Source organism: Oceanobacillus jordanicus (assembly GCF_022095695.1).
In the GTDB taxonomy this organism is placed as follows: Bacteria; Bacillota; Bacilli; order Bacillales; family Amphibacillaceae; genus Oceanobacillus_B; species Oceanobacillus_B jordanicus.
The window spans coordinates 1-26,314 of sequence record NZ_JAIFZM010000008.1 but is presented as its reverse complement, the minus strand read 5'-3'; the positions used below and the strand labels follow the sequence as shown (position 1 = coordinate 26,314).

Here is a 26,314-nt window from a genome sequence, read left to right as displayed (position 1 = left end):
AGACGGCGGATCCTTCATCACGAGATAGGAATCGATTAAAGATGAAGGAGGAGAATGATGATGCAATCATCAAAGACGCAATCATTCAGCTTATTAAAACTTATTATTCTCGCATTACTGGGGACTATTTCATTGGTGTTATTCTTTATTAACTTTCCACTACCTTTTCTACCAACCCCTTACCTAAAAATTGATTTTAGTGAGGTTCCAGCTCTTATGGCCGCGTTTATTTTCTCGCCATTAGCAGGAGTAATCGTTGTTGCAATCAAAAATGTTTTATATTTAGCGATTGGTGGGGGGGAAATAATTGGCGTACTAGCTAATTTCCTTACTGGTGTTTTATTTATCGTCCCTGTTGCCTTGATGTATCATAAATTTAAAGGTGTTAAAAGTGTTATTTCAGGGTTAGTTACGGGCACAATTGTGATGGCATTGGGCATGAGTGTACTGAATTACTTCTTGATATTACCGGCTTATGGTTGGTTTATGGGTTGGGAAATGACAGAGCAATTTAAGTGGTTTTCGGTATATGCTGGTATACTACCATTTAATCTAATAAAAGGAATTGTGGTCGGGCTTTTGTTTGTACCATTATTCTTGAAAATGAGACAGTGGATTGAGGAAAAGCGAGCTAGTCTTATCTAATTTAATATTTTATTCCCTAAAAGGGCTAGTCATGCAATGACTAGCCCTTTTTGCATCTTTTACTATATCTCAATATTATTAGAAAAACCCGCTTGCATTAATTTTATGCAAGCGGGTACGTCAGTTATCTATTGTTCTTCAACAAGATATCTTGCTGTGGGTTGAACTTCTAATCGTTCTTCAGGAATAGGTTTGCCTGATTTTTCACTTAGACCGTATGTGCCATTTTCAATTCGCTCTAGTGCATCATCTATTTCTCGGAGACGATCTTCGCGCACAAGGTTCAATCCAGCGTCGCGTTCTTGTTCAAATTGTTCGGTACCCATGTCTCCGGGGTGGTTGTCATAGTCTGCTAACTCACTGATGGAATCATTTGGGCTTTTTTCTCGGTTTTCATCGATCTTTTCCGCATTCTCTTTTCTTAATTGTAGGAGTTGTTTTTTGAATTTATCTAATTGATCTCTACTTAGATGTGTCTTCATTTGTATCTCCTTTCTTTATGACTGCTTTTTAGGAACAATTCCAAGCGTACATCTTGAAATACAAATTAGTTTTTCTGCTTCATCGACTATCTGTATTTCCCATACCATGGAAGTTTTACCGAGATGGATCGGTTTTGCTAAAGCAGTGACTATCCCGTCACGCTTACTCCTAACATGATTTGCATTAATTTCCATTCCAAAAACGTTCGATTGTTCTGTGTCAATATTGGCCATAGCCCCAATACTGGCAGCAGTTTCTGCGAGAGCTACACTCGCTCCACCATGCAAATAACCGGCAGGCTGACGAGTTCTTCCATCAACTGGCATGGTAAGGATAATAAGATTTTTATCCAATGATTTCGTTTCGATACCAAGTGCTTCCATTAGTGTCTGGTTAAATTCCACGTAAAGGACATCCCTTCTTAAATTACAGCGTCAATTAGTAATGAAATTCCTAAAAGAAGTCCATAAATACTATTAGTTTTTCCAGTTGCTGCCATGGCAGGCATCATTTCGATCGGCATGGTTTTACCTTGAAATTTCTTGATAACATCAAATGCCTTCACGATAGCAAGAAACGAAATAAGTGACCATAATGGAAGGATACCGGTAATGATGTAAGCCGCAGTTAGTATAAATGAAAGAATGAAAAATGCTGCAAGCACCTTAATGGCATTCTTTCTTCCTACTAGAATTGCAATCGTTTTTCGTCCATTCTTTTTATCTCCATCAAGGTCTCGAATGTTATTGGATAACATTATTGCACCAATAAATAATGCAACCGGAATGGAAACCCAGATAACTGCTGCTGTGATGGCGCTTGTTTGGATGAAGTAACTAATTCCTATAATGACTGTCCCCATTAAAAAGCCAGAGAACAATTCGCCAAATGGTGTATACGCAATTGGTAATGGTCCACCTGTATATAAATAACCGAAAAGCATGCATACTAAACCAATCAATGCAATCCACCAACTAGACTCAATACAGATATATACTCCGAGAAGAATGGCGATTCCAAAAAAAGTCAAAGCCAAGGTCAATACTGTTTTGGGTTGAATTCCATCACGAACAATGGTTCCACCAATCCCGACAGATTCCTCGGTATCTAAACCTCTCACGAAGTCGTAATACTCATTAAACATATTTGTGGCAGATTGGATTAGCATTGAAGCAAGAAGCATGGCAAAAAATAACAGAAGATGAAAGTTCGTATCTTCTGTAAGAGCGAACATGGAACCGACAAAAACGGGTACGAAAGAAGCCGTTAGTGTGTGCGGGCGTAATAAACGCCACCATATCTGGAATCCTTCTTTTTCATTTAAAGCTTGTTTTATTGTATGATTATCTGATGTGCTCATTTCTTTTTTTCCCCCTGATTTCACATGCGTATCGTATCAATTTTAGGGAAATTATTAGGGGGTGTCAATTCACTAGGAGGATTTCCTTGAGAAACCAGCAAAAAGGGAATAAAATAGGATAAGAGTTTGTTCAAAAAGTCCAGTAAAAATGACACATCGAATTTCTTCGTTGGCTTGCTTTTCCGTTCCTCACGTATTAATTGCATACGTTCCGGTTCTCAAAGCTACGCCGCCTCGAACTTCTCGGTCCTTTTTATCCTCCTTTTTGAACACGCACTATATAAAGTATTATGTTGGCGCATTGTTTGGTTACGGAGGTTTAAATTGATGATAGAACTGAAGGAAGAAAATATAGAAGCTGTATTTCAAGAGGCGATCGATATGATTCAGCCTCAAAATAGCAGGCTTGTCAGTATTACGAAAAGGGTGGAGGCTATAGACCCCCTTTCATTTTATGATGCAGCAAAACAATTAAGAACGGAAAGACTTTATTGGTCCAGTACCGCAGAGGCTTATACTCTCGTTGGAACGGGGTGTGCTTTTGAAATTACTGCGATCAAGGATCGCTTTGAAACAGCAGAGCAAGAATGGCATAATCTCCTTAACGATGCTGTAAGTAATAATCCTTATGATGTTCCTGGTACAGGCATCGTCAGCATGGGGGGAGCGGCCTTTGACCCTGAAAAAGAAAAGACGAAGCTGTGGGCAAATTTTGAACCGATTCGGTTTACTGTTCCAGAATATTTGCTTACAGAGTATGAAAATGACTTTTATTTTACGATGAATATAATGGTGAGAGCGGATGACCATCCCCGTCAACTAGCAAATCAGTTACGGGAAATGGAGGGACAGCTTTTGAATGGAACTCCTCGTTACGAGTCTGACACACAAATTGTCGGCAGGCATGAAATCTCTCCAGAAAAGTGGAAGCAAACAGTTAAGCTGGCAACAGAAGAAATACGTCAGCAAAAGGTTGAGAAAATTGTTTTAGCTAGGGAAGTACGCTTGAAGCTAGACAAAGAGGCAGATAGTGGTAATATTTTAAGAAAACTATTGAATACCCAGTCAAATAGCTTCATTTTCTCCTTTGAAAGAGGGAAAGATTGTTTTATTGGTGCTACACCTGAAAGATTAGTGAAAATAAGGCAAAATAGCCTTTTCTCAACATGTTTAGCAGGTACTGCCCCAAGAGGTGAAACGGAGGAAGAGGATGCTCGTATCAGCCATAATTTGTTTCACGACCAAAAGAATCGCGGGGAGCATGATTTTGTTGTACAGATGATGAAGAAGGCGATTGAGAATTATTGTACTGATATTGAGATTCCAAATGAACCGGTCGTTTATCCTTTAAAGAATTTACAGCACTTATATACACCGGTTACGGCCCGCATGAAAAAAGACTATACGATCTTAGATATTATTAAAAAGTTACATCCCACTCCGGCACTTGGTGGCACACCTCGTAAGGAGTCGGTTGCCTTTATTCGAAAACACGAGCTCTTAGACAGAGGCTGGTACGGAGCACCAGTTGGGTGGCTTGATAACCGAGATAACGGCGAATTTGCAGTGGCCATTCGATCGGGGTTACTTCAAGGGGATGAAGCATCCTTATTCGCAGGGTGTGGCGTCGTTAAGGATTCCGACCCTGAAGAAGAATACGAGGAAACAAACATTAAACTAACACCGATGCTCTCGGTACTTGGAGGTGCAGAATGAATCCAACCGAAGTGTTAACAAGGTATACAGCTAATTTTGTTGATGAGTTATCAAAAAACGGTGTAACAGATATTGTTATTTCACCTGGTTCTCGATCCACGCCGCTTGCCATGACAATAGCTGAGCATTCAGATATAAAAGAGTGGATCGTCATTGACGAGCGTTCTGCAGCATTTTTTGCTATGGGTATAGCTAAAAAAACAGGACGTGCTGTTGCTCTGGTGTGTACTTCGGGTACGGCAGCAGCTAATTATTTTCCTGCCATTGTGGAAGCAAATTATAGCAGAGTACCGCTCATTGTATTGACTGCTGATCGCCCCCATGAATTACGTGATATTGGAGCACCGCAGGCGATTGAACAACTAAAGCTATATGGGGATTATGTAAAATGGTTTCAGGAAATGGCTTTGCCAGAGGCATCTGAAAACATGCTCTCCTATGTGAGGAATAAGTCGGCACGTGCTGTGTTTATGGCTAATGAGGGTAACCCTGGGCCGGTACAGTTAAATTTTCCGTTTCGAGACCCACTAGTACCTGATTTCTCAATTGAGAATTTGTGGAGCAACCAATCTTCAGACCCACGAAATCATACAGTAGAAGGGAAAAAACAGCTTTCCACTAATCAAATTACCTCTATTATAGAGAAACTGAAAGGTAAAGGAAGAGGACTTATTGTCTGTGGACCACAAACGGATCAGGAGTTGGCACAGGCGGTCACACAAGTTGCCGAAGCTTGGGGACTTCCTATTTTGGCAGATCCGCTTTCACAGCTTCGTGCAGGGGAGCATGCCAAGGATTTAATCGTGGAAACGTATGATGCGATATTCCGGGATGAGAAGCTACGAAATAAGCTACGGCCAGATTATATTATCCGGTTTGGAGCTATGCCGGTATCTAAACCTTACCTTTTTTATGTGAATGAAAATAAGCATATTCCTCAATTCGTTGTGGAAAATTATACAGGCTTCCGGGAACCAACCGGTAATAATACAGAATTTATCTTTTCAGACGCAGTTTTATTCTGTAAGTCGCTTTTGACCATTGAATATACACCTGAACAGGACAAGGAATGGCTGGAAGGCTGGCAATCCATGAACCGAATTGCAAAAAAACATCTTCTTGCTGAAGATGGTGATGAATTAACCGAGGGAGAAGCGGTTAGGGCATTGGTGGATGTTATTCCAGAATCAAGTAGTATTTATGTTGGGAACAGTATGGCGGTGCGAGATTTAGACACTTTCTTCTTCACTACTCCTAAACATTTGTTTATTTTGGCAAATCGTGGAGCAAATGGCATTGATGGCATGGTATCAAGTGGATTGGGAGCAGCGATAACTGGTGCCCCTGTAACCCTTGTGGTTGGCGACTTATCTTTTTACCATGATCTGAATGCATTATTAATAGCGAAGCAATATAAGCTGAATATTACGATCCTATTGATTAATAATAATGGTGGTGGGATTTTCTCCTTTCTTCCACAATCACAAGAGAAAAAACATTTTGAAGTACTATTTGGCACACCTGTAGATATTGAGTTTAAGCATGCTGTGCAAATGTATGGAGGCATGCACGCTTCCGCAGGTACCGAAGAGGAACTAAAAGCAGTACTGTATGACAGTTACCAGCATAAGGGGCTGTCTGTTGTTGAAGTGAAGACAGATCGTGAGACGAACACAAGCTGGCATCGTAGTAAATGGAAAGCTATCGCGGAAGAGCTGAAGGGTGAGGTTTAGAACGTGTATTATGAGGTAAATGGGACAACGTATAGGATTAAAAAAAGCGGTTCTGGTCCAGCATTGCTTCTCCTTCATGGTTTCACAGGCTCAGCGGAAACATGGAAGGCTTTTGTAGAAAAATGGCAAGCAACACATACGGTACTTGCCATTGATCTTCCAGGTCATGCCAAAACAACTTCAACTTATTCTGTAACGATGAAGAGGTGCTGTCAGGATATTGCAGAAATTCTTCAATCATTTGGCTTAAACAAAGTAATTGTTCTCGGATATTCAATGGGTGGTAGGACAGGATTATCTTTTGCTTGTCTCTATCCAGATCTGGTTGGTAAATTGATATTAGAAAGTGCCTCACCGGGTTTGCAGTCTGCAGAGGAAAGAGCCGCTAGACAAAACAAAGATGAACAGCTGGCGATGATGATTGAGAAGGATGGCGTAAGCGCATTTGTTGATTTTTGGGAAGAAATCCCTCTTTTTGCTTCACAAAAGCAATTATCGTTTGAGAAAAGGAAAGCCATTAGAAAGGAAAGACTTTCCCATACAGCAGACGGCCTTGCAATGTCACTGCGCGCGATGGGAACGGGAACTCAGCCTTCGTGGTGGGAGTATCTTGAAAGGCTATCTATTCCCACACTTTTACTTGCTGGCGAAAACGATATAAAATTTATAAAGCTAAATGAAAACATGCATAAACTGTTGCCACAAAGCGATTTTCGTATCATTGAAAATGCAGGCCATGCAATTCACGTGGAACAAGCAGAGATTTTTGGTAAGATAGTAGGGGAGTTTATTTATGACTCTAAGATGGTATAGAAATATAGATTTATAAATCTTCCATTTAACACATGGTATAGGAATACCAGTTCAAGTGGACAACAAAAATGTACATAATGAGGAGGAATAAGTATGACGGTACAATGGGAAAACGTAAGAGATTACAACGAAATCGTTTATGAGAAGTATGATGGAATTGCTAAGGTGACAATTAACCGTCCAGAAAAACGCAATGCCTTCACCCCTTTGACAGTAAATGAGATGATTGATGCATTTGCTGATGCTCGGGATGACTCTAGTATTGGAGTTATCATTCTGGCTGGAGCTGGAGACAAAGCATTTTGTTCAGGCGGAGATCAATCGGTTCGTGGACATGGAGGCTATATAGGAGAAGACCAAGTTCCACGTCTAAATGTTTTAGATTTACAAAGACTTATTAGAACGATTCCAAAACCTGTTATTGCAATGGTATCTGGCTACGCTATTGGTGGGGGACATGTTTTACATGTTGTGTGTGACCTTACTATAGCAGCAGATAATGCTATTTTTGGACAAACAGGCCCTAAAGTGGGGAGCTTTGATGCAGGATATGGAGCAGGATATTTGGCTAGAATGGTAGGGCACAAACGTGCAAGAGAAATTTGGTACCTATGCCGTCAATATGATGCAGAGCAAGCCTATGAAATGGGTATGGTAAACACCGTTGTTCCTCTGGACAAGCTAGAAGAAGAGACAGTTCAATGGTGTCAAGAGATTTTAGAAAAATCGCCTACTGCATTAAGATTCCTTAAAGCATCCTTCAATGCTGATACGGATGGCCTTGCAGGGCTTCAACAAATGGGTGGAGATGCGACATTGTTGTACTATACAACAGATGAAGCAAAAGAAGGAAGAGACGCTTTCAAAGAAAAAAGAAAGCCAAACTTCAAGCAGTTCCCACGTTTCCCTTAAAAGTAATTTTCAACCCTTTGCTAGTCAGAAGCAAAGGGTTTTCTTTAATGTTTAGCTTCGTGCAATTAAGTTAAATAACTGCACACGAAGCTGTTCTTTATTAAATGAAGGAGGGCACATCCATGAGTACGACAATTCCTCACTGGTTGTCTAAACAGGCAGAACTAGCTCCGGATCAAACAGCAATTGAATTACCAGATGGGTACTCCATCACGTTTAATAAGTTAAAGCAGGAAAGCCAAATATATGCTAAAAAACTCGCATCAGTAGGGGTCGAAAGAGGAGCCCATATTGGCATCCTCTCCGAAAACAGCCTCCAAATGATGATTGCAATTCATGCGCTAAGCTACATAGGAGCTGTTGGGGTACTGCTCAATATACGTCTCACTGATTCTGAATTAAATTTCCAATTGAAAGATGCTGATGTGTCTATTTTGCTAACGTCTGACACTCAACAGAAAAGATCGGAAACATTGGAAGTGAGGACGGCAGTACAACTGAATGAAGTGGAAGCATTTATGGAGAGTGCTGTCTCTTTAGCTGAGGAAATTCAGTTAGATGACCTTTTTACCATCATGTATACCTCAGGTACTACCGGATTCCCAAAAGGTGTTATGCATACGTATGGCAATCACTGGTGGAGTGCTATTGGTTCAGCTTTAAACCTTGGTGTGGAAAAGCAGGATAAGTGGCTTGCTGCACTACCTATATTCCATGTAAGTGGCTTTTCCATTCTTATCCGTAGTGTTGTTTACGGCATGCCTGTATATTTATTGGACAAATTTCATGCTAAAACAGTACACGATGCGATCATACATAGTAGAGTTACCATTGTTTCTGTTGTAACAGTGACGCTACAGCAGCTTTTAGAAAAGCTTGGAGAGGCTGATTACCCCAATACCCTGCGTTGTATGTTGCTAGGTGGAGGACCAGCGCCAGAGTCCCTGTTGCTAAAGGCAAAAGAAAAGCAGGTGCCTGTATTTCAGTCATTCGGTATGACGGAAACTGCTTCACAAATAGTTACATTAAGCGAGAAGGACGCCTTACAAAAAATTGGCTCTGCGGGTAAACCGCTATCTCCAGCCCGACTTAAGATTAATCAACCAGATCTTGATGGAGTAGGTGAGATCTTTGTAAAGGGCCCCATGGTGACAAAAGGGTACTTTGAAAATGAAGAGGCAACAAATAAAGCGATTCAGGATGGTTGGTTGGCAACAGGAGATCTTGGTTACGTCGATAAGGAAGGCTTTTTATTTGTAGTGGAGAGAAGAACTGACTTAATTATTTCAGGTGGGGAAAATATTTATCCTTCAGAAATTGAGAGTGTCCTATCAGCGCTAGACGGGGTAAGAGAAGTCGGCGTTACAGGAAAACCAGATCCTATCTGGGGGAGTAAACCTATCGCTTTCCTAGTTGTTCATGAGTCTATTACGGTTGAGCAAGTCGAAAATTATGCGAGGGAAAAGCTGGCCTCATACAAAGTTCCGGTTTCATTCCATCTTGTAAATGCATTACCAAGGAACGCTTCAAATAAACTACAAAGAAATAAATTATTGAACCTTTTAGATTGAACAATAAAATGGGATGCCCTACCTGAATGAAGGATTGCATCCCCATTTTTTTTATGGGTATCAGCTCTAATAGTGTGAGCTATTTTTTGTTCAATAATGGTTCATGATTAGTTGAATAAAGGGGTTTTAGTTCCTCTTTTGGTGCAATATGAAGCTTCGCACTATTGACAGCAATTGGGCCATCATGAAAGCCACCAGCAATTAATTTTAACTTATGAGGGTAATTCGATATATCGCCAACTGCAAAGATGCCAGGAATATTTGTTTCCATCTTGCCATCTACCACGATGGTGCCATCTTCCATCTTAAGCCCCCATTCTGAAATGGGACCAAGATCTATCTCAAACCCATGGTTCACAACCACGCTGTCGACAGAGATTTCCTTTTGGCTGCCACTTTCCGTATGGGCAATAGTTGCAGAGGACACAAAACCGTTCTCACCCGATAAACTAGTAAGTTGATAGGGTTGATATACGTCAACTGAGGAACTCATCATTTTACTAATATTACGTTCTATTCCTGAGAAAGCAGACTTCCGGTAAACAACGGAAATACTATTCGCAATTCCCTCCAACTCATTCGCCCAATCGATAGCTGTATTGCCTCCGCCGGAAATCAAAACATTCTTTCCTTTAAAGTTAGACATTTTTCTGATTGCATAATGCAAGCTTGTCCCTTCGTAATGAGTAGCTTCAGGTAATGCAAGCTTCACGGATTTTAGACTTCCAAACCCTGTTGCCAGGATAACAGTCTTTGTTAAATGCTTCGCTCCGTTATTGCTTGTGAGCAAGATGTGTCCGCTTGGCTGTTTTTCCATATGCATAACCTGTTCGTTCAGCACGATTGTTGGGTCAAAGGTTTTAGCTTGATCTATTAATTGCTCTGTAAACGCCTCTCCCGTGATCCGAGGGATTCCTCCAATATCATATATAACTTTTTCAGGATAGAAATAAGGTACTTTTCCTCCAAGAAATGGCAAGAACTCAATTACTTTCGTTTTCATCTCGCGCATCCCACTGTAAAATGCGGTGAACAACCCCACTGGTCCTCCGCCAACTATGGTAACGTCATATAATTCTATATTCTGTGGCATGATACAGCCCCCTGTGGTTAATTTGCTTTGATATATGTCCTCTATTAGGTTATTAAAATTAACAAGAATTATCAAATTTAGCTCCTTATGCAATATAAATGGTGAATGGAATAATACAAAAAGCGGGGCATATTTTAAGAAAGGAGTATCGCAGAAAGACTAGTTAATTGACCGAGGTCATTATACAATGCCTAGTAGCCAAGATCACCTAGGTTTAGTATGTAAAGAAATAAATATTACATGTTTATGTCAGCCATCAGAACCACCAAAAATGTACGTTTCGTGTCTAGATTCTACTTTAATCATTGAAAATCATTCTCAAAGACATTGACGAAATCGGAAAAACCCAATAAACTGTATGTAATACGTAAAATCAGGAACGTACCAAAAGTAAGTGATCTACGATACGGAGTAAGATGTAGAGGGAGAGATTCCAATGCAAACATTAACCGCAAATGATTTAACACTCGGCTATGGCGAGGATATAATAATAGATGATTTAAATTTAGCTATACCAAAAGGCGAAATCACCGTCTTTATTGGTGGGAATGGCTGTGGGAAATCCACCCTGCTGCGTTCATTAGCCAGGCTCCTTAAACCAAAAGGCGGCGGAGTTGTATTGGATGGAGAGGATATTGCCAAGGTTGGCACAAAGGATGTAGCAAAAAAACTTGCGATTCTTCCACAAAGTCCTGTCACTCCAGAAGGCTTGACCGTGAATGAACTGGTGAAACAGGGGAGACATCCATACCGTGGTTTTCTAAAACAATGGTCTAAGGATGATGAAGAGGCGGTTTTCAATGCCCTTCAATCGACAAATATGCATCATTTGAAGGATCGTTCGGTTGATTCCCTTTCAGGTGGTCAACGCCAACGTGCTTGGATTGCGATGACATTAGCGCAAGAAACAGATACAATATTGCTCGATGAACCAACAACCTATTTAGATATGACCCATCAAATTGATGTACTCGATTTGTTATTCGACCTTAATGAGAAAGATGGACGAACAGTGGTGATGGTACTGCATGATTTAAATCTGGCTTGTCGCTATGCTCATCATATTGTCGCAATTAAGGATAAAAAAGTTTTCGCACAAGGTAAGCCGGAAGAAATAATCAATTGTAATCTTGTTCATGAAGTTTTTGAAATGATGTGTGACGTTACATTTGATCCAAGATTCGGGACTCCAATGTGCATTCCTCATGGAAAAGGGCGATGTATATTTGCTCAAGGAAAAAACCAGACTACTGCTGTTAATTAGAGATAAGACCTGTCTTCTGATGTGCACCCCAAAAGTTAGACTAACCAATTCTAACTTTTGGGGTGTTTTTTGTGCCTAGAATTGCTGTTTTATATCGATGCATAGTGAAAACCAAAGCTTGGAAATCCGTACATACATGCTAGCGAATTGTATTGTTTTACAAATCATTTTTTGTGGCACGCACTTTTCTTACCTACTTCATACATGCTTCCTTATGATTTGTGACAGATTACAAGTAGGAGGTGCGTTATGGAGAAGAAAAAGTTTTATATAAACGTTGGTGCAGGAGAGATCTCACAGGAGAAATTTAATAACAATGAAGAATTTATTATTCACGCTACAGAGGATGAAGTTGCGGTTTTACGAGACAAGTTTAATCTGATGCATGAAGCCGGAATAAAGACTTTCTTTCGGGCACATGTTCCAATTAACCCCTATCATAATGATAAATCAAATGATTACTATGATGATGAAATGACGCAAGCCTATCGCATGATTCACCAATTAGGGGAGCCAGAAACAAAAGCGCATATTGAACAAATGGGCATTTTGACTGATGGGCATATGTAGGATTTAGCAGTTAGGATTTCAATTAAAGAAGGTTGCAGCATGGTTTTTGCTGCAGCTTTTTTAAGTCGTTAAGAAAGTATGACATCGCAGCTCTGACGCAACTGGGATGCAATTATAATAGTCGACGTTCCAAGTTCATAAAAAAGGGAGACATTGCTATAAGACGAATGAATCCTTATTTTTAACTTTTTTTAGGTTTATCTCTAGGTGAGAAATGGAATAGTATTACAGACCCCTAGAGGAGGCTTTATATGAGAAAATTAGTTCAAACGTCCCTTATCACAATAGCGACCCCCGTACTCATTATATGCAGCATACTTATGACGGAAGACAAGCCAGCAGATCCAGTAACTGCCTCGGCTAAGTCCCACCAGACTTTAAATAAGGAACAGACATCTAAAACGTTTCCACAACAGCCTGAATTAAAAGAAGAAAAAGTGAAGGAACTGACGCGTGCTTTTATGGATACTTTAGTTCAGGAAGCAGACGAATCATATAGAGTAACGAATATGGATACAAAGGCAGAGTTGTTTGCTGCTTTTGAATCTATTGCAGTCAAAGAAACGGTTGAACCGTATGTTTCGTTTTATTTCGAGGAAAAACCAGATGGTCTATATATCCTACCAACTGAGACACCTCCTTGGTTTATAGCAGAAAACCCATATGATATGGTACAATTAGATAATGACCTTGTTAAAGTTAAACAGGAAAATGAAACAGCATTACATGGTGCATATACAATTGAAATTGAATTTGTATACGATAAACAATGGAAAATAGGAAATGTCACTATTTCTTAAGATTATTATAGACAGTAGATGAAGGTAGTTGAAACGATGTTTACATTTAAAGATTATTACAATAATGAGGTGAAGCTATCCTTTCAAAACCACCCTTTTTCAAATGATCCAAGACATGTCTGGGTTATTTGCAAGTATCGAGATAAATGGTTGCTTACGAAACATAAAGAAAGAGGCTTGGAGTTCCCTGGTGGTAAGGTTGAAAAGGGAGAAACAGCCGAACAGGCAGCTGAACGAGAAGTAATGGAAGAAACAGGTGGATTGATTAAGCAATTACACTATATAGGACAGTATTATGTTTATGGAAAAAGGGAGCATGTTGCAAAAAATGTTTATTTTGCGATAGTAGATTCTTTGCTTCCTAGAAAAACGTATTATGAGACGGAAGGTCCTAAGCTTTTAGACGCTTTGCCTACCAATATAAGGAAAAGTAAAGCATACAGTTTTATTATGAAAGATGACGTCTTGTATCATTGTATCGACTACATAAATATTACATTATAAAATCGCCTATCTAATAATAGGCGATTTTTTTGATTAGGTTTTACTTTTTATGAGCCATCCCTCTAATCTTTCCACGACCTTATACATAATTGCCGCAAAGATAGCAATAAGTACGAGACTTGAAAGAACAAGTGAGAAATCGAAAACCTGAAAGCCATAAATAATTAAATATCCCAAGCCTTGTTTTGCGACAAGAAATTCCCCTACAATAACACCAACCCAGGAAAGACCTACATTTACTTTCAACGTCGAGATCATAGCAGGAAGGGTGGCGGGGAATATCGCTTCTTTAAATTGCTGCCACCGTGTTGCTCCAAAGCTTTTCAATACTTTTTCATAATTGGGATCTACCTCATTGAATGCGTTATAAATAACTAATGTCGTGATGATAACTGAAATGAGTGCTCCCATCGCAATAATGGAAACGTAACCTGTACCTAGTGCAACGATTAAAATCGGTCCCAAAGCAACTTTAGGCATGGCATTCATAATAACAAGGTATGGATCCATAATTTTCGAAAATCGTGTAGAAGACCATAAAACACTCGCAAATAATATACCGACAAGTGTACCTATAATAAACCCGGCAATTGTTTCAAATAAGGTTATCTGAATATGTTTTACCATGGAGCCATCCGCCATATTAGAGAAAAGCACTTGGATAACCTCTGAAGGAGAGCTGAAGAGTAGTGGATCAATCCAATAGAGTCTGCTGGCAACCTCCCAAAAACCAATAAAAGCAAGTAATAGGAGCAGCTGCCATGTGATGACAATTCTCTTTTCTCTTTTTAACTTATATTTGTGTCGTTGAAATAACTGATTATCTGTGTTTGTTTCGGGTGCCATTCTCTTCTCTCACCACCTTTCATTCTGCAGGGTTCCCTTCTTTATCTTCCAGTTCCTCCCATACTTTATCAAATAGCATTTGATATTTAGGGTGTTTGCGTACAGAAAAAGGAGCTTCCTGTCGTAGTTCGATCGGGACTTCAAATACTTTTGAAATCATACCAGGGTTGGCTTCCATTACAAAGATTCTGTCCGCCATAGCAATTGCTTCTCCAATGTCGTGTGTAACAAGGATAGCTGTTTTGTTGAACGCCTTTAAAGTAGTAGAGACAAGGTCTTCAAGCTTAAGTTTAGTTTGATAATCTAATGCAGAAAAAGGTTCATCAAGAAGTAAGATTTTTGGGTCATTAAGTAATGTTCTTACAAGTGCGACTCGTTGACGCATCCCACCTGATAATGAACCTGGGTAATCGTCTGAAATGCCAGTAAGTCCTACTTGTTTTAACAACATTTCCGCTTTCGTACGGATTGCTGGGTCATTACTTCGGTGGATCTTAGGGCCAATCATCACATTTTCAAGAATAGTCTTCCAGGGAAACAAGTAATCTTGTTGTAGCATATAACCAATAGCTTTATCAGATGGCTTTATTGGTGTGTTCTCCAGAAAAACATTCCCTGAAGTATGCTCTACAATCCCTGCTATAATGGAAAGAAGTGTTGATTTTCCGCAACCGCTAGGACCAAGTAACGCGACGAATTCCCCTTGCTTAATGGAAAGAGAGATATCCTTTAACGCTTTTGTATAACTACTTGCTGAAAAATAATGATGGGTTACATGATCTAATGTGAGAAATGACATTTGACCATCCTCCCTAATCATTGATAATTTCTTCTGCGATGGTTGTATTTACAAGGTCCTCATATGGAATATCAGCTGGAAGTTCTCCTGCTTCCTCCATAATAGCTTTCAAGTTATCCCATTCTTCTTTATCTAGTATTGGATTTGTAGCAAAGGATTGCTGCCCCTTGTATCTCTCGATAGAGGAGGCTAATAAATCAAGCTCCGTATCCTCGAAATAAGGCTGTATAACACTGGCAATTTCTTCTGCACTGTTTTGTTCAACCCACTGCTGTGCTTTGTAAACAGCACGAGTGAATTTTTGTACTTCTTCTTCATTTTTATCAAGATAGCTTTGCTTGGTCATAAAGACGGTATACGGTACATTGCCGGATTCTTCTCCAAACGAGGCTACGATATGCCCATTGCCTTCTTTTTCAAATGTGCTTGCTGTCGGTTCAAATAATTGAACATACTCTGCATCTCCTGAAACGAAGGCACCAGGTATGTTAGCAAAATCAATGTTCTGCTGAAGATCTAAATCATTTTTGGGATCAATGCCATGTTTCTTCAGCACAAATTCACCAACCATTTGAGGCATGCCGCCTTTTCGTTGGCCTAAAAATGTACTACCCTCTAAATCTCCCCACTCAAAGTCAGGTTTTGGTTCTTTCGCTACAAGAAATGTGCCATCTGTCTGTGTTAACTGAGCAAAGTTAATTGCTGGGTCCTTTGAGTTTTGTGCGTAAACATAAATGGATGTTTCCGAACCGACCAATGCAATGTCAGCTCCGTCGGAAAGAAGTGCCGTCATGGTTTTATCGCCACCCCATGTGGTCTGTAGTTCTACATCCAACCCTTCCTCTTCAAAATATCCCTTTTCCAACGCGACGTATTGTGGTGCATAAAACAAGGATCGAGTTACTTCAGCAAGCTTTATGGAGGAAGTGCTGCTTTGGTTGCATCCGAGCAAAATGAGTGGCAATAAAGCTACTATAAGCGTCATTTTAATTAATTTTTTCATTTTATTTGACCCCCCTTAGTTTAAGTAGATAGTTATGTCAAAACATTTTATGCATTCGCCTAAAATGTGTGATGGCCTATTACATAAGTGCATAAAAAAACGGCCTCCTTGTAGAGACCGCTGAAAAACGTATAAAAAATCTTCTTAAAAATATTGGTTACATGTAATTTTGGTATTTAGGTCCAGCTTGCTTAATCGCATTACTAGCTTCTGTGAACTTTTTAAAATTTCTGTGGAACATCATTGCAAGTTCCTCCGCTGCTTTTTGATAATCTGCAATGTTTGCCCATGTATTGGCAGGAACTAAGAGCTGCTCAGGTACACCTGGAACATGGTATGGAATCTCTAATCCGAATATTTCATCTAGAATGGTTTCTGTATTATTTAATTCGCCTTTCAATGCTGCATATACCATTGCTCTTGTGTAGGATAATTTAATACGTTCGCCACCATCTTCGTAAGAGCCACCAGTCCAACCTGTATTAATCAAAAATACAGTTGCCGAATGTTCCTCTATCTTTTTGCCAAGCATTTCTGCATAGACAGAAGGAGAGAGCGGCAAGAATGGAGAACCAAAGCAGGCCGAAAAAGTTGCTTGGGGTTTAGTCACTCCACGTTCAGTCCCAGCAAGCTTGCTCGTGTAACCACTGAGAAAGTGATACATCGCCTGTTCATTCGTTAATTTACTAATCGGCGGTAGGGTCCCAGAGGCATCTGCAGTTAAAAAGATAATGGTGTTTGGGTGACCAGCGATACTTGGGACCATCACATTCTCCATATGTTCAATAGGATAAGCAGCTCGCGTGTTTTCCGTTAGGGACGTATTGGAATAGTCTGGCTTGTCATTCTCGGAATCAAGCATGACATTTTCCAAAACAGATCCAAATCGTATGGCATTATATATTTGTGGTTCTTTTTCTTCTGATAAATTAATGCATTTAGCATAACAACCGCCCTCTATATTGAATATACCATTATTACTCCAGCCATGTTCATCATCCCCGACTAATTTTCTGTCAGGGTCAGCGGATAGGGTCGTTTTGCCTGTTCCAGATAACCCAAAAAACAAAGCGACATCTCCCTCATCCCCGACATTGGCAGAGCAATGCATGGGAAGGATATCTTGTTGTGGCAAGAGATAATTCATCACGGAAAAAATTGATTTCTTTATTTCGCCCGCATATTCTGTGCCGCCAATTAGAATGACTCGTTTTTTAAATGAAACAATAACAAATGTTTCCGAATTAGTACTGTCTGTATCAGGATCGGCAAAACATCCCGGTGCAGATAGGACTGTAAATTCTGCTTGGTGGTTGGCGAGTTCTTCCTCTGTTGGGGTTATGAAAAGCTGCCTTGCAAACAAGCTATGCCAAGCATATTCGGAAACTACTTGGATCGGCAGGCGGGAGTCTTCATCTGCCCCAGCAAATCCTTTAAATCTATATATTTCTTTCTGGTTTTTCAAGTATTCTGTTGTTTTTTTGTATAGTTTTTCAAATGCATCCTCATCAATAGATTGGTTGACTTGACCCCAATCGATTTTAGAATCACTGACCGCGTCGCGAACAATAAATTTGTCCTTAGGAGAGCGACCGGTATATTTACCAGTGGTTGCTCTAATTGCACCTGTGGAGGTTAAAACTGCTTCCATTTTTGCTAAGATTATCTCGATAAGCCGTGGGACAGTTTCATTCTCCAGTATCGGAGTATGCTGCTCTAATTCAGTACAAGGGTTTTTTTCTACCATTTTCACTTCACTGCACCTACCTTTGGTAATGTGTTGTATTACGTTGCCTTAATGTGATTATTAGTATAACACATTTAATTGAATAGTCCATACTAAATATCTAATCTAATCATATGAAATTTTCGCAAACCTTGTTACGAACCAAAAATAGTTGACATGTCAGTTCTCATTCGATAAGCTAAATTTCGAGCGGATACTCTCTTATTCAGAGTAGGTGGAGGGACAGCCCCGATGAAACCCAGCAACCATCACATCGGTGAAAAGGTGCTAACCTGGTGCAAGGAAATTTCCTTGAACAATAAGAGCGAAAGGCTGGTACTCCTTTCCTCATTACTGAAGGAAGGGCTTTTTTTATTTTATAAAAACCTTTGTTATGAAATAGCAAAACTTGATGAACAGAGATCCGTAACAGAAATCAAAAGGAGGATTAAGCACTATGGCTGCTAATCGTCGTTTATTTACTTCAGAATCGGTAACAGAAGGGCATCCTGATAAAATATCTGATCAGATTTCAGATGCAATTCTAGATGAAATTTTAAAGAAGGACCCATATGCGCGTGTTGCTTGTGAAACAACCGTTACAACAGGTTTGGTGCTCGTAGCGGGAGAGATTTCTACAAGTACGTATGTAGACATTCCGGCTATTGTAAGAAAAACGATTAAAGAAATTGGGTATACGCGTGCAAAGTATGGCTTTGATGCGGATACATGTGCCGTATTGACAGCAATTGATGAACAATCTGCTGATATTGCCGGAGGTGTAGACGAGGCACTAGAGTCTCGCCAAGGAAAAATGAGTGATGAAGAGATTGCTTCTATTGGAGCAGGGGACCAAGGACTTATGTTTGGTTTTGCTTGCGACGAGACGGAGGAACTCATGCCATTACCTATTTCACTTGCACACAAATTGGCGAAGCGTTTGGCTGATGTAAGAAAAGAAAAGGTATTAGATTACTTGCGTCCAGATGGGAAAACACAGGTAACTGTTGAATATGATGAACAGGACCAACCAGTAAAGGTAGATACGATTGTTATTTCTACACAGCATCATCAAGATATCACGACAGAGCAAATCGAAAAGGATTTAATTGAACATGTTATTCGTCCAGTCGTACCGGAGAATCTTTTGGATGAAACAACGAAGTATTTTATTAATCCAACAGGCCGCTTTGTGATTGGTGGACCACAAGGAGATGCTGGGTTAACTGGCAGAAAAATTATTGTGGACACATACGGTGGATATGCTCGACATGGTGGGGGAGCCTTTAGTGGGAAGGATTCAACGAAAGTGGATCGATCCGCTGCTTATGCTGCACGTTATGTTGCGAAAAACATAGTAGCTGCAGAACTTGCCAAGACTTGTGAGGTACAACTAGCCTATGCTATTGGTGTAGCTGAACCTGTTTCAATTGCAGTAAACACATTCGGAACAGGAAAAGTGTCTGAAGAAGCGTTAGTGCATGCAATACGCAAACTGTTTGATTTACGTCCAGCTGGAATTATCCGTATGCTTGATTTACAGAAACCTATCTTCAAGAACACTGCGGCATATGGTCATTTCGGAAGAACAGATATCCTGTTCCCTTGGGAAAAGACAGATAAAGTTGTAGAATTAAAAGCATTGATGGAGAAGAAGTAGAAAAAGATCAATTATAAAAGCCGAACGGTCATTCGAAATGATGAGGTACCTTTTAGGGAACCGTCTATTTTTTCGAAATCCGTTCGGCTTTTGAGTTTTCACGGTACTTGATAAAATCTATAGCGGAAGATGAAGGCTTTATGTATACCTCCATTAGATTGCTTTCTCTAAAGGGTGGTATGTGCTTTGTAATATTGCCCTTTTTCCACATATGATTTTCGAATTCGTTCCATTTCTGCGAAGTCCTCTTCCGTTAAGTTACGTACTACTTTGGCGGGTCTCCCAAGAGCTAGCGTATTGGGGGGGATTTTCTTGCCTGGAGGTACAAGGCTTCCAGCGCCGATAAATGCACCTGTACCAATTTCTGCACCATCAAGAATGATGGAGCCCATTCCAATTAAAGCTTTTTCTCTAATGATTGCAGAGTGTAGGGTGACCTGATGCCCCACTGTTACATCATCTTCAATAACTAAAGGCATTCCAGGACTTTGGTGAAGCATAGATAAATCCTGAATGTTTACCCGTTCCCCGATTCGAGTAGGTGCCACATCTCCACGAATGATCGTCTTAAACCAAATACTGCTTGATTGATCTATCTCCACATCTCCGATAATAGTAGCGTCTTTTGCAATAAATGCTGTTTCATGAATTACGGGCTGTTTATCCTGATAATGATGAATCATTTGAATCCTCCTCCATAATATGGTGATATAATTAGTATAGCAAAAAATACACGCTTAAACTGATTGAAGGAAGGCAAACAAATGCGAAACAATGTTCCAACATCATCCATCAGATTGCTGAAGTCGTTACAAACGAATATTTTCCCTGAAGTGGAAAAGGAGCTAAACTACTGGACAGCAAAAGCAAGAGCAATTCCGAATCAAGAATTACGTAACCAAGCACTTGCCAGTATTGGTTCTAAAAAATTCCATTGTCAAGGTGGGGCTGTGTACGCGCTACTTGCAGGAGAGAGAAGTAGAGAAGCAATCAAATTCATTGTAGCCTACCAAACAATTAGTGATTATTTAGACAACCTTTGTGATCGGAGTACATCTCTTGATCCAGCTGACTTCCGATTGCTTCATGAATCCTTGTTTTGTGCCTTGAATCCCGATCAGCAAACACAAAATTATTATGCATTACGAGAAGATCAGAATGATAATGGTTATCTACATGATTTAGTCCGTACGTGTCAAGTTCAGCTAGCCCTGGTTGAACGGCACGTAGCACAACCCTTTTTAAATCGTCTTGTCTCACTATATACAGATTTGCAAGTTCATAAACATGTAGACATTAGAGAAAGGGTGCCACGACTCGAAAACTGGTTCAAAGAAGAAAATGAAGACGATGAGTTGGCTTGGTATGAATTTGCTGCTGCTTCCGGATCAACTTTAACTGTCTTCTGCTTAGTGAGTTACCTGTTAGGCGGGAAGCTGGATGAGCCAAAAGCGAAAAGCATCTTTGAAGGCTATTTCCCTTATCTGCAAGGATTACATATAATGCTCGATTATTATATTGATCAAAAAGAGGATGTGGAGGCAGAGGATTTAAATTTTTGCTTTTATTATCCTAATGAGGAAAAAATGAGCCAGCGATTATCACTGTTTATCCAGAAAGCGGCTGACCAAGTACAGCCACTTCCAGATAATTCGTTTCATCAGATGATAAGACAAGGTCTTGTTGGTCTATACCTTGCTGATCCTAAGGTAAAGCATCTGACTAATGAAACAAAGTTAAAGAAGCATTTATTAAAAACAAGTGGAACCAATGCACGTCTTTTTCACTTGTTTACAAAACTGTATTACAAAATGAAAAAATAACCCTGTATTTAATGATAAACTATTCAAGGATTCTCTCGTTCCTATCTTTTCTGGATCGCGATAATAAATGGCGGATCATTTTGTTGATTTATAAATCCATACTGTAAAACATGAAATGCTCGCTGCGGTAATCTCATAGCATATTTTAGCACGGTTTGCATCTCGTCCTTTCCACCCTCATGACCATGGTAGACGACAAGCACAACTAACCCTTTTGATTTTAAAACGGGTAAAATGTTTTCGATCGCTTCTACAGTGGAATCTCCACTCGTTATGATTTGTTTGTCACTTTGAGGTAAGTAACCAAGGTTAAAAATCGCACCCCCAACACGTTCAATTTCTTTCGTTTGTAAATGTGACGTAACATTCGCATGACTATCTAAAATCAAGGACACGTTGGTGTAGTTGTTTTCTAATAATGTTTGCCTTGTCTGATCAATTGCTTCTTGCTGAATATCGAAGGCTAGCACTTGACCTGTGCTCCCGACCACCCTGCTTAGGAACAGTGTGTCATGGCCATTGCCACATGTGGCATCAATTACAGTTTCTCCCTTTTCTATAGAACCCTCTAACAGATAGTGGGCATAATTTAGTATGTTCATTATCATAGACGTACTCCTTTCGCGTTTCATAGTAACAGTTTATCAAAAATCCGTACCTATTGTCTTGACAAAGCGGTAAGGATTCATTACAATTCGATATACATAACGTAACGACAATGCAAAGGAATAGTAATATCACTTTTTGGCATAGAGAGACAGTGGTTGGTGGAAACTGTCGCAAATAGCGGTATGAACTCACCTTGAAGTTGCAGAAACGAAATTGAGTAATTTCTGCCGTATATCCGCGTTAAGGAGCACAAGTGAACGCAACGCTGCGTTAATTTGGGTGGTACCGCGGGAGCAAAGCTTCTCGTCCCTTTATTGGGATGAGTGGCTTTTTTTATTGGGCGTTTGGATAGTGAACTCTCGCTACTAGTAGAAGGCACGGCAGTTTTTCTATAAAAGGAGGAAATACAATGAGTTTTAACCACAGAGACGTGGAAAAGAAATGGCAACATCATTGGAAGCAAAACAAAACATTTAAAGCAGAAACGTTTTCCGACAAAGAGAAGTTTTATGCGTTGGATATGTTCCCTTATCCATCCGGTTCTGGTCTGCATGTTGGCCACCCTGAAGGCTATACGGCGACAGATATTATTTCAAGAATGAAAAGAATGGAGGGCTATGAAGTACTTCATCCAATGGGATGGGATGCATTTGGACTGCCTGCAGAACAATATGCGATTGATACTGGTAATAGTCCGGCGGCTTTTACGGAGAAAAACATCGCTACATTTAAGCGACAAATTGAGGAGCTAGGTTTCTCCTATGATTGGGACAGAGAGATTTCCACAATGCAACCAAACTACTACAAATGGACACAGTGGATTTTCACAAAGCTATATGAAAAAGGCCTTGCATACATGGATGAAGTAGCAGTGAACTGGTGCCCTGCATTAGGTACGGTTTTGGCCAACGAGGAAGTTATTGATGGAAAAAGTGAGCGGGGTGGACATCCGGTTGTTCGTAAACCAATGAAACAATGGATGCTAAAAATTACTGCTTATGCGGATCGTCTTCTTGAGGACTTGGAAGATGTCGATTGGCCAGAGAGCATTAAAGATATGCAACGAAATTGGATTGGTCGTTCAGAAGGAGCAGAAGTTCATTTCTCTATTGATGGCCATGAAAACAAGTTTACCGTGTTTACGACACGTCCAGACACACTTTTTGGTGCCACATATGCAGTTCTTGCACCTGAGCATCATTTGGTTAAAGAGATTGTAACACCTGAACAAAAAGAGGAAGTAGAAGCATATTTAAATAAGGTTCAAACAAAATCCGACTTGGAACGAACAGATCTTGCTAAAGACAAAAGTGGCGTATTTACTGGTGCGTATGCAATTAATCCAGTTAACAATGAAAAAATGCCGATCTGGGTTGCTGACTATGTTCTGATGTCTTATGGTTCTGGTGCCATTATGGCTGTTCCTGCTCATGATGAGCGGGACTATGAATTTGCTGTGAAATTTGATTTGCCGATCCAAGAAGTAGTAGCTGGTGGAGATATATCTAAAGAAGCATACACCGGAGACGGCGAGCATGTTAACTCTGGATTTCTTAATGGCATGGCAAAAGATGAAGCCATAACGAAAATGATTGATTGGCTAGTAGAAAACACCAAAGGTGAGAAAAAGGTAACTTACCGCTTGCGTGACTGGTTGTTTGCTAGACAGCGTTATTGGGGAGAACCAATCCCGGTTATTCACTGGGAAGACGGTAGCATGACAACAGTACCTGAAGAAGAACTACCACTTGAACTTCCTAAAATGTCAAAAATAGAGCCGTCTGGCACAGGGGAATCCCCACTTGCAAATAGCGAAGACTGGGTAAATGTGGTGGATCCTAAAACTGGCATGAAGGGTCGCAGAGAGACAAGCACAATGCCACAATGGGCTGGTAGCTGTTGGTATTTCCTGCGCTTTATAGATCCAGATAATACAGAGCAACTCGCTGACCCAGAAGCCCTTAAGAAGTGGCTGCCAATTGATATATATATTGGTGGAGCAGAACACGCCGTGCTTCACTTATTGTATGCGCGTTTCTGGCACAAATTCCTTTACGATATCGGTGTAGTTCCAACAAAAGAACCGTTTATGAAATTGTTTAACCAAGGTATGATCCTTGGGGAAGGTAATGAGAAAATGAGTAAGTCAAAAGGAAACGTTGTGAATCCTGATGACATTATTTTCTCTCATGGTGCCGATACCTTACGTCTATACGAAATGTTTATGGGCCCATTAGATGCTGCGGTAGCCTGGTCTACAAATGGTCTAGATGGTGCACGTAAATTTCTTGATAGAGTTTGGAGATTGTATACGGACGGAAACGGAGCACTTTCTGCTAACATAACCGATGCAAATGATGGCTCCTTGGAGAAGGTATATCATGAAACGGTGAAAAAAGTAACCACGGACTTTAACAATCTTCATTTTAATACAGGTATTTCACAGTTAATGGTGTTTATTAACGAAGCATACAAAGCTGAACAATTACCAAAAGAATATATGGAAGGCTTTGTAAAGATGCTTTCACCTGTGGCACCACATATCTCTGAGGAACTTTGGGAGTGCTTGGGCCATGAGGGTACAGTCAGTTATGAACAGTGGCCGAAATACGATGAATCCAAGTTAGTGGAAGATGAAATTGAAGTAGTAGTTCAAATTATGGGTAAAGTTCGGGCAAAATTAAATGTCGATAAAGATATTTCGAAGGATGAACTAGAAAAGCAAGCGCTTCGTGATGAGAAAATTCAAGAGTTATTAGAAGGTAAAACGATTAGGAAAGTAATTGTGGTACCAGGTAAACTTGTAAATATTGTTGCAAATTAACAATGCTTGCACAAGGTTGTAAAAAACCAATTAAAATTTATACAATAAAAGGGCGCTCCTTATTTAAAAGGAACGCCCTTTTTTAATTTGATGGCAACCACTCAGTCTGAAGCAATATCCATTTGCCATTTTCTAAATACCAAAGTGATTCCACCGTGCCTAATCCATCTGCGTGATAGGCGCCGCTTATTTGCTGGCTGCTTTTCAGTCCATATCCTTTACTATCGCTTATTAACACGGGTTCGAAAAACGCTATCGGATCAATCATTAGTGACTGTGGTTTTCGAAGGGTTCCGTTCTCGTCATATATCCCTAACCTGATATAATCTTCAGATCTATTTGACACATCCATTAAATAAGGGTCACTGTCTGGTGTCAATTGGATTGAAACAATAAAGTCATCTTTAAAAGATCCTTGCAAGAAGAGTTGTTCGGGTAATGGAATTTCTTTCAACTCACCATTTGCTAATGTGTTTAGCTGGTAATTGTAGAGTCCACCACTTCCCCCTGTCGCACTTTGATAAAAGATATCTTTAATCCCGTCATGATTTAAATCGACTAGTTCAACAGCGGGTTCATAACCACCTTGGTAACTAATCTTCCATCTTTCCTCGTTTGGGCTAGCAATTTCTACCCATATATCCTTGTAAAAAACAGTGTCAGGAGAAAACAATATACCTTTTAAGCTTATCTCTTCGTTTTGTCCATCCCCGGTTAAATCTCCCTGAAGGGTTTCAATTAAAACAACATCTGCCTCTTTAGCATTTATCGGAGAGAACCAGATTACATTTAAGAACAGGGCTAAGATAATGGTTGACACGCTTCTCATTTCATACCTTCTTCCTATATAATACATTTTTTATAGTGTGTGTTGGAAAGTTGCATGTTATCCAACGAAAACGTATGATAAACATGATAATATTTGAAAGAGGGTGCGCTTTTTGACAGAAATAAATGAGATTACACCTAATGAATTACGTAACAGATTACGTGATGATGAGAAAGACCTTGTAGTAATAGATGTCAGGGAAAATGAAGAAGTTGCCCAAGGAATTATACCTGAAGCAAAACACATACCTCTGCAGCAGATTCCTGAATCTCTTAACGAATTAGACACGGATAAGCAATATATTATGGTTTGTCGCTCAGGTAAAAGAAGTATGCATGCAGCTATGCATTTAAAAGAGCATGGTTATAAGGTCAGTAATATGGCTGGCGGAATGCTTGAATGGGAAGGCGACATTAAAGCGTAAAACGTAACGAAGAGAAGGCTTTAAAACCCTTCTCTTTTTTTGTGAAAATGGTATTGACTATTTTTGTAGAATAATGCTATAATAATTATCCACCACAAAGGACAGGTTGTTTCATTTAACTAGTGATTGTGGATGGAATCTGGTATATAGATTTTCAAAGCTGTCGCAAAGAAAGTTGTTGACATCACCGGAATATCTTGTTATACTATAAAAGTTGCTTAAAAAAGCAACCTAAACAAATTGCTCTTTGAAAACTGAACAGAACAACTAGTATGTCAAGGAAAAACAGACTTTCTGTTTTTCGAAG

At 39.9% G+C, this 26,314-nt stretch carries 25 protein-coding genes, 1 riboswitch and 1 other annotated feature; of the genes, 14 read left to right on the top strand and 11 right to left on the bottom strand.

What is annotated here, in order from left to right; genetic code table 11:
• Window positions 1-60: 60 nt before the first annotated feature.
• The gene (locus K3T81_RS10610) at window positions 61-645 is read left to right on the top strand and encodes an ECF transporter S component (protein ID WP_161464049.1); all 585 of its coding nucleotides are present in this window, start codon (window positions 61-63) and stop codon (window positions 643-645) included.
• Between the two features lie 128 nt (window positions 646-773).
• Here K3T81_RS10610 and K3T81_RS10605 read toward each other — a convergent pair whose 3' ends face one another.
• From K3T81_RS10605 to K3T81_RS10595, 3 genes are read right to left on the bottom strand one after another with little or no spacing between them, the layout of a single operon-like run.
• Window positions 774-1,127, bottom strand: a complete 354-nt coding sequence (locus K3T81_RS10605; RefSeq protein ID WP_106897223.1) for a TraR/DksA C4-type zinc finger protein — start codon at window positions 1,125-1,127, stop codon at window positions 774-776.
• A 15-nt stretch (window positions 1,128-1,142) separates the two neighbouring features.
• Window positions 1,143-1,532: a hotdog fold thioesterase gene (locus K3T81_RS10600; RefSeq protein ID WP_286162921.1), complete on the bottom strand. Its 390-nt coding sequence runs from the start codon at window positions 1,530-1,532 to the stop codon at window positions 1,143-1,145.
• Window positions 1,533-1,549: 17 nt separating this feature from the next.
• Complete coding sequence (locus K3T81_RS10595) at window positions 1,550-2,488, bottom strand: 1,4-dihydroxy-2-naphthoate polyprenyltransferase (RefSeq protein WP_161464047.1); 939 nt, start codon at window positions 2,486-2,488, stop codon at window positions 1,550-1,552.
• A 327-nt stretch (window positions 2,489-2,815) separates the two neighbouring features.
• Between K3T81_RS10595 and K3T81_RS10590 the strand changes: the two genes are divergently transcribed.
• The 5 genes from K3T81_RS10590 (at window position 2,816) to K3T81_RS10570 (ending at window position 9,233) form a co-directional block, all read left to right on the top strand.
• Window positions 2,816-4,204: an isochorismate synthase gene (locus K3T81_RS10590; RefSeq protein ID WP_238019950.1), complete on the top strand. Its 1,389-nt coding sequence runs from the start codon at window positions 2,816-2,818 to the stop codon at window positions 4,202-4,204.
• Complete coding sequence (gene menD / locus K3T81_RS10585; protein WP_238019942.1) at window positions 4,201-5,937, top strand: 2-succinyl-5-enolpyruvyl-6-hydroxy-3-cyclohexene-1-carboxylic-acid synthase; 1,737 nt, start codon at window positions 4,201-4,203, stop codon at window positions 5,935-5,937. Before K3T81_RS10590 ends, menD begins: the two co-directional genes overlap by 4 nt.
• Before the next feature lie 3 nt (window positions 5,938-5,940).
• Window positions 5,941-6,750 carry a 2-succinyl-6-hydroxy-2,4-cyclohexadiene-1-carboxylate synthase gene (menH, locus tag K3T81_RS10580; protein WP_238019940.1) on the top strand — a complete coding sequence of 270 codons (810 nt, stop codon included), beginning with the start codon at window positions 5,941-5,943 and terminating at the stop codon, window positions 6,748-6,750.
• Window positions 6,751-6,843: 93 nt separating this feature from the next.
• Window positions 6,844-7,662, top strand: a complete 819-nt coding sequence (gene menB / locus K3T81_RS10575) for a 1,4-dihydroxy-2-naphthoyl-CoA synthase (RefSeq protein WP_106897218.1) — start codon at window positions 6,844-6,846, stop codon at window positions 7,660-7,662.
• Window positions 7,663-7,784: 122 nt separating this feature from the next.
• Complete coding sequence (locus K3T81_RS10570; RefSeq protein ID WP_238019937.1) at window positions 7,785-9,233, top strand: o-succinylbenzoate--CoA ligase; 1,449 nt, start codon at window positions 7,785-7,787, stop codon at window positions 9,231-9,233.
• A gap of 79 nt (window positions 9,234-9,312) precedes the next feature.
• Here K3T81_RS10570 and K3T81_RS10565 read toward each other — a convergent pair whose 3' ends face one another.
• Window positions 9,313-10,326 (bottom strand): NAD(P)/FAD-dependent oxidoreductase, encoded by a 1,014-nt coding sequence (locus K3T81_RS10565; RefSeq protein WP_238019935.1) that lies wholly within the window; start codon window positions 10,324-10,326, stop codon window positions 9,313-9,315.
• Window positions 10,327-10,762: 436 nt separating this feature from the next.
• On the opposite strand from K3T81_RS10565, the gene K3T81_RS10560 reads away from it, so the two are divergent.
• The 4 genes from K3T81_RS10560 to ytkD all read left to right on the top strand — a co-directional run bounded on the left by K3T81_RS10560 (window position 10,763) and on the right by ytkD (window position 13,464).
• Window positions 10,763-11,590 carry an ABC transporter ATP-binding protein gene (locus K3T81_RS10560; protein ID WP_036574604.1) on the top strand — a complete coding sequence of 276 codons (828 nt, stop codon included), beginning with the start codon at window positions 10,763-10,765 and terminating at the stop codon, window positions 11,588-11,590.
• Between the two features lie 249 nt (window positions 11,591-11,839).
• The gene (locus K3T81_RS10555; protein WP_106897214.1) at window positions 11,840-12,160 is read left to right on the top strand and encodes a hydrolase; all 321 of its coding nucleotides are present in this window, start codon (window positions 11,840-11,842) and stop codon (window positions 12,158-12,160) included.
• Window positions 12,161-12,411: 251 nt separating this feature from the next.
• A complete protein-coding gene (locus tag K3T81_RS10550; RefSeq protein WP_238019933.1) occupies window positions 12,412-12,960 on the top strand; it encodes a hypothetical protein in 549 nt (182 codons plus the stop codon).
• A 36-nt stretch (window positions 12,961-12,996) separates the two neighbouring features.
• On the top strand, window positions 12,997-13,464 hold the full coding sequence (gene ytkD, locus K3T81_RS10545) for an RNA deprotection pyrophosphohydrolase (protein WP_238019931.1): 468 nt from the start codon (window positions 12,997-12,999) through the stop codon (window positions 13,462-13,464).
• Between the two features lie 33 nt (window positions 13,465-13,497).
• Here the strand turns inward: ytkD and K3T81_RS10540 are convergent, their stop codons facing one another.
• The 4 genes from K3T81_RS10540 to pckA form a co-directional block, all read right to left on the bottom strand.
• Window positions 13,498-14,310: an ABC transporter permease gene (locus K3T81_RS10540; RefSeq protein WP_106897211.1), complete on the bottom strand. Its 813-nt coding sequence runs from the start codon at window positions 14,308-14,310 to the stop codon at window positions 13,498-13,500.
• A gap of 19 nt (window positions 14,311-14,329) precedes the next feature.
• Window positions 14,330-15,109, bottom strand: coding sequence for an ABC transporter ATP-binding protein (locus K3T81_RS10535; protein ID WP_106898538.1), 780 nt, complete (start codon window positions 15,107-15,109; stop codon window positions 14,330-14,332).
• Window positions 15,110-15,122: 13 nt separating this feature from the next.
• Window positions 15,123-16,112, bottom strand: coding sequence for an ABC transporter substrate-binding protein (locus K3T81_RS10530; protein ID WP_238019929.1), 990 nt, complete (start codon window positions 16,110-16,112; stop codon window positions 15,123-15,125).
• A gap of 157 nt (window positions 16,113-16,269) precedes the next feature.
• On the bottom strand, window positions 16,270-17,859 hold the full coding sequence (gene pckA, locus K3T81_RS10525) for a phosphoenolpyruvate carboxykinase (ATP) (protein ID WP_238020206.1): 1,590 nt from the start codon (window positions 17,857-17,859) through the stop codon (window positions 16,270-16,272).
• A gap of 198 nt (window positions 17,860-18,057) precedes the next feature.
• A riboswitch (SAM riboswitch) is annotated at window positions 18,058-18,164 on the top strand.
• 131 nt (window positions 18,165-18,295) lie between these two features.
• Here pckA and metK point away from each other — a divergent pair.
• On the top strand, window positions 18,296-19,498 hold the full coding sequence (gene metK, locus K3T81_RS10520; RefSeq protein ID WP_106897209.1) for a methionine adenosyltransferase: 1,203 nt from the start codon (window positions 18,296-18,298) through the stop codon (window positions 19,496-19,498).
• Window positions 19,499-19,665: 167 nt separating this feature from the next.
• Here metK and K3T81_RS10515 read toward each other — a convergent pair whose 3' ends face one another.
• Complete coding sequence (locus K3T81_RS10515) at window positions 19,666-20,181, bottom strand: gamma carbonic anhydrase (protein WP_238019928.1); 516 nt, start codon at window positions 20,179-20,181, stop codon at window positions 19,666-19,668.
• 81 nt (window positions 20,182-20,262) lie between these two features.
• Between K3T81_RS10515 and K3T81_RS10510 the strand changes: the two genes are divergently transcribed.
• On the top strand, window positions 20,263-21,321 hold the full coding sequence (locus K3T81_RS10510) for a tetraprenyl-beta-curcumene synthase family protein (RefSeq protein WP_238019927.1): 1,059 nt from the start codon (window positions 20,263-20,265) through the stop codon (window positions 21,319-21,321).
• 41 nt (window positions 21,322-21,362) lie between these two features.
• Here K3T81_RS10510 and mnmM read toward each other — a convergent pair whose 3' ends face one another.
• On the bottom strand, window positions 21,363-21,929 hold the full coding sequence (gene mnmM, locus K3T81_RS10505) for a tRNA 5-(aminomethyl)-2-thiouridylate-methyltransferase MnmM (RefSeq protein ID WP_238019926.1): 567 nt from the start codon (window positions 21,927-21,929) through the stop codon (window positions 21,363-21,365).
• Window positions 21,930-22,030: 101 nt separating this feature from the next.
• Window positions 22,031-22,244, top strand: a binding site (T-box leader).
• A gap of 95 nt (window positions 22,245-22,339) precedes the next feature.
• Between mnmM and leuS the strand changes: the two genes are divergently transcribed.
• Window positions 22,340-24,754, top strand: coding sequence for a leucine--tRNA ligase (gene leuS, locus K3T81_RS10500; RefSeq protein ID WP_238019925.1), 2,415 nt, complete (start codon window positions 22,340-22,342; stop codon window positions 24,752-24,754).
• Window positions 24,755-24,836: 82 nt separating this feature from the next.
• On the opposite strand, the gene K3T81_RS10495 is transcribed toward leuS, so the two are convergent.
• Entirely contained in the window at window positions 24,837-25,583 is a 747-nt protein-coding gene (locus K3T81_RS10495; RefSeq protein WP_238019917.1) for a hypothetical protein, read from the bottom strand.
• A 112-nt stretch (window positions 25,584-25,695) separates the two neighbouring features.
• On the opposite strand from K3T81_RS10495, the gene K3T81_RS10490 reads away from it, so the two are divergent.
• Window positions 25,696-26,007 (top strand): rhodanese-like domain-containing protein, encoded by a 312-nt coding sequence (locus K3T81_RS10490; protein ID WP_106897205.1) that lies wholly within the window; start codon window positions 25,696-25,698, stop codon window positions 26,005-26,007.
• The last annotated feature ends 307 nt before the right edge of the window (window positions 26,008-26,314 follow it).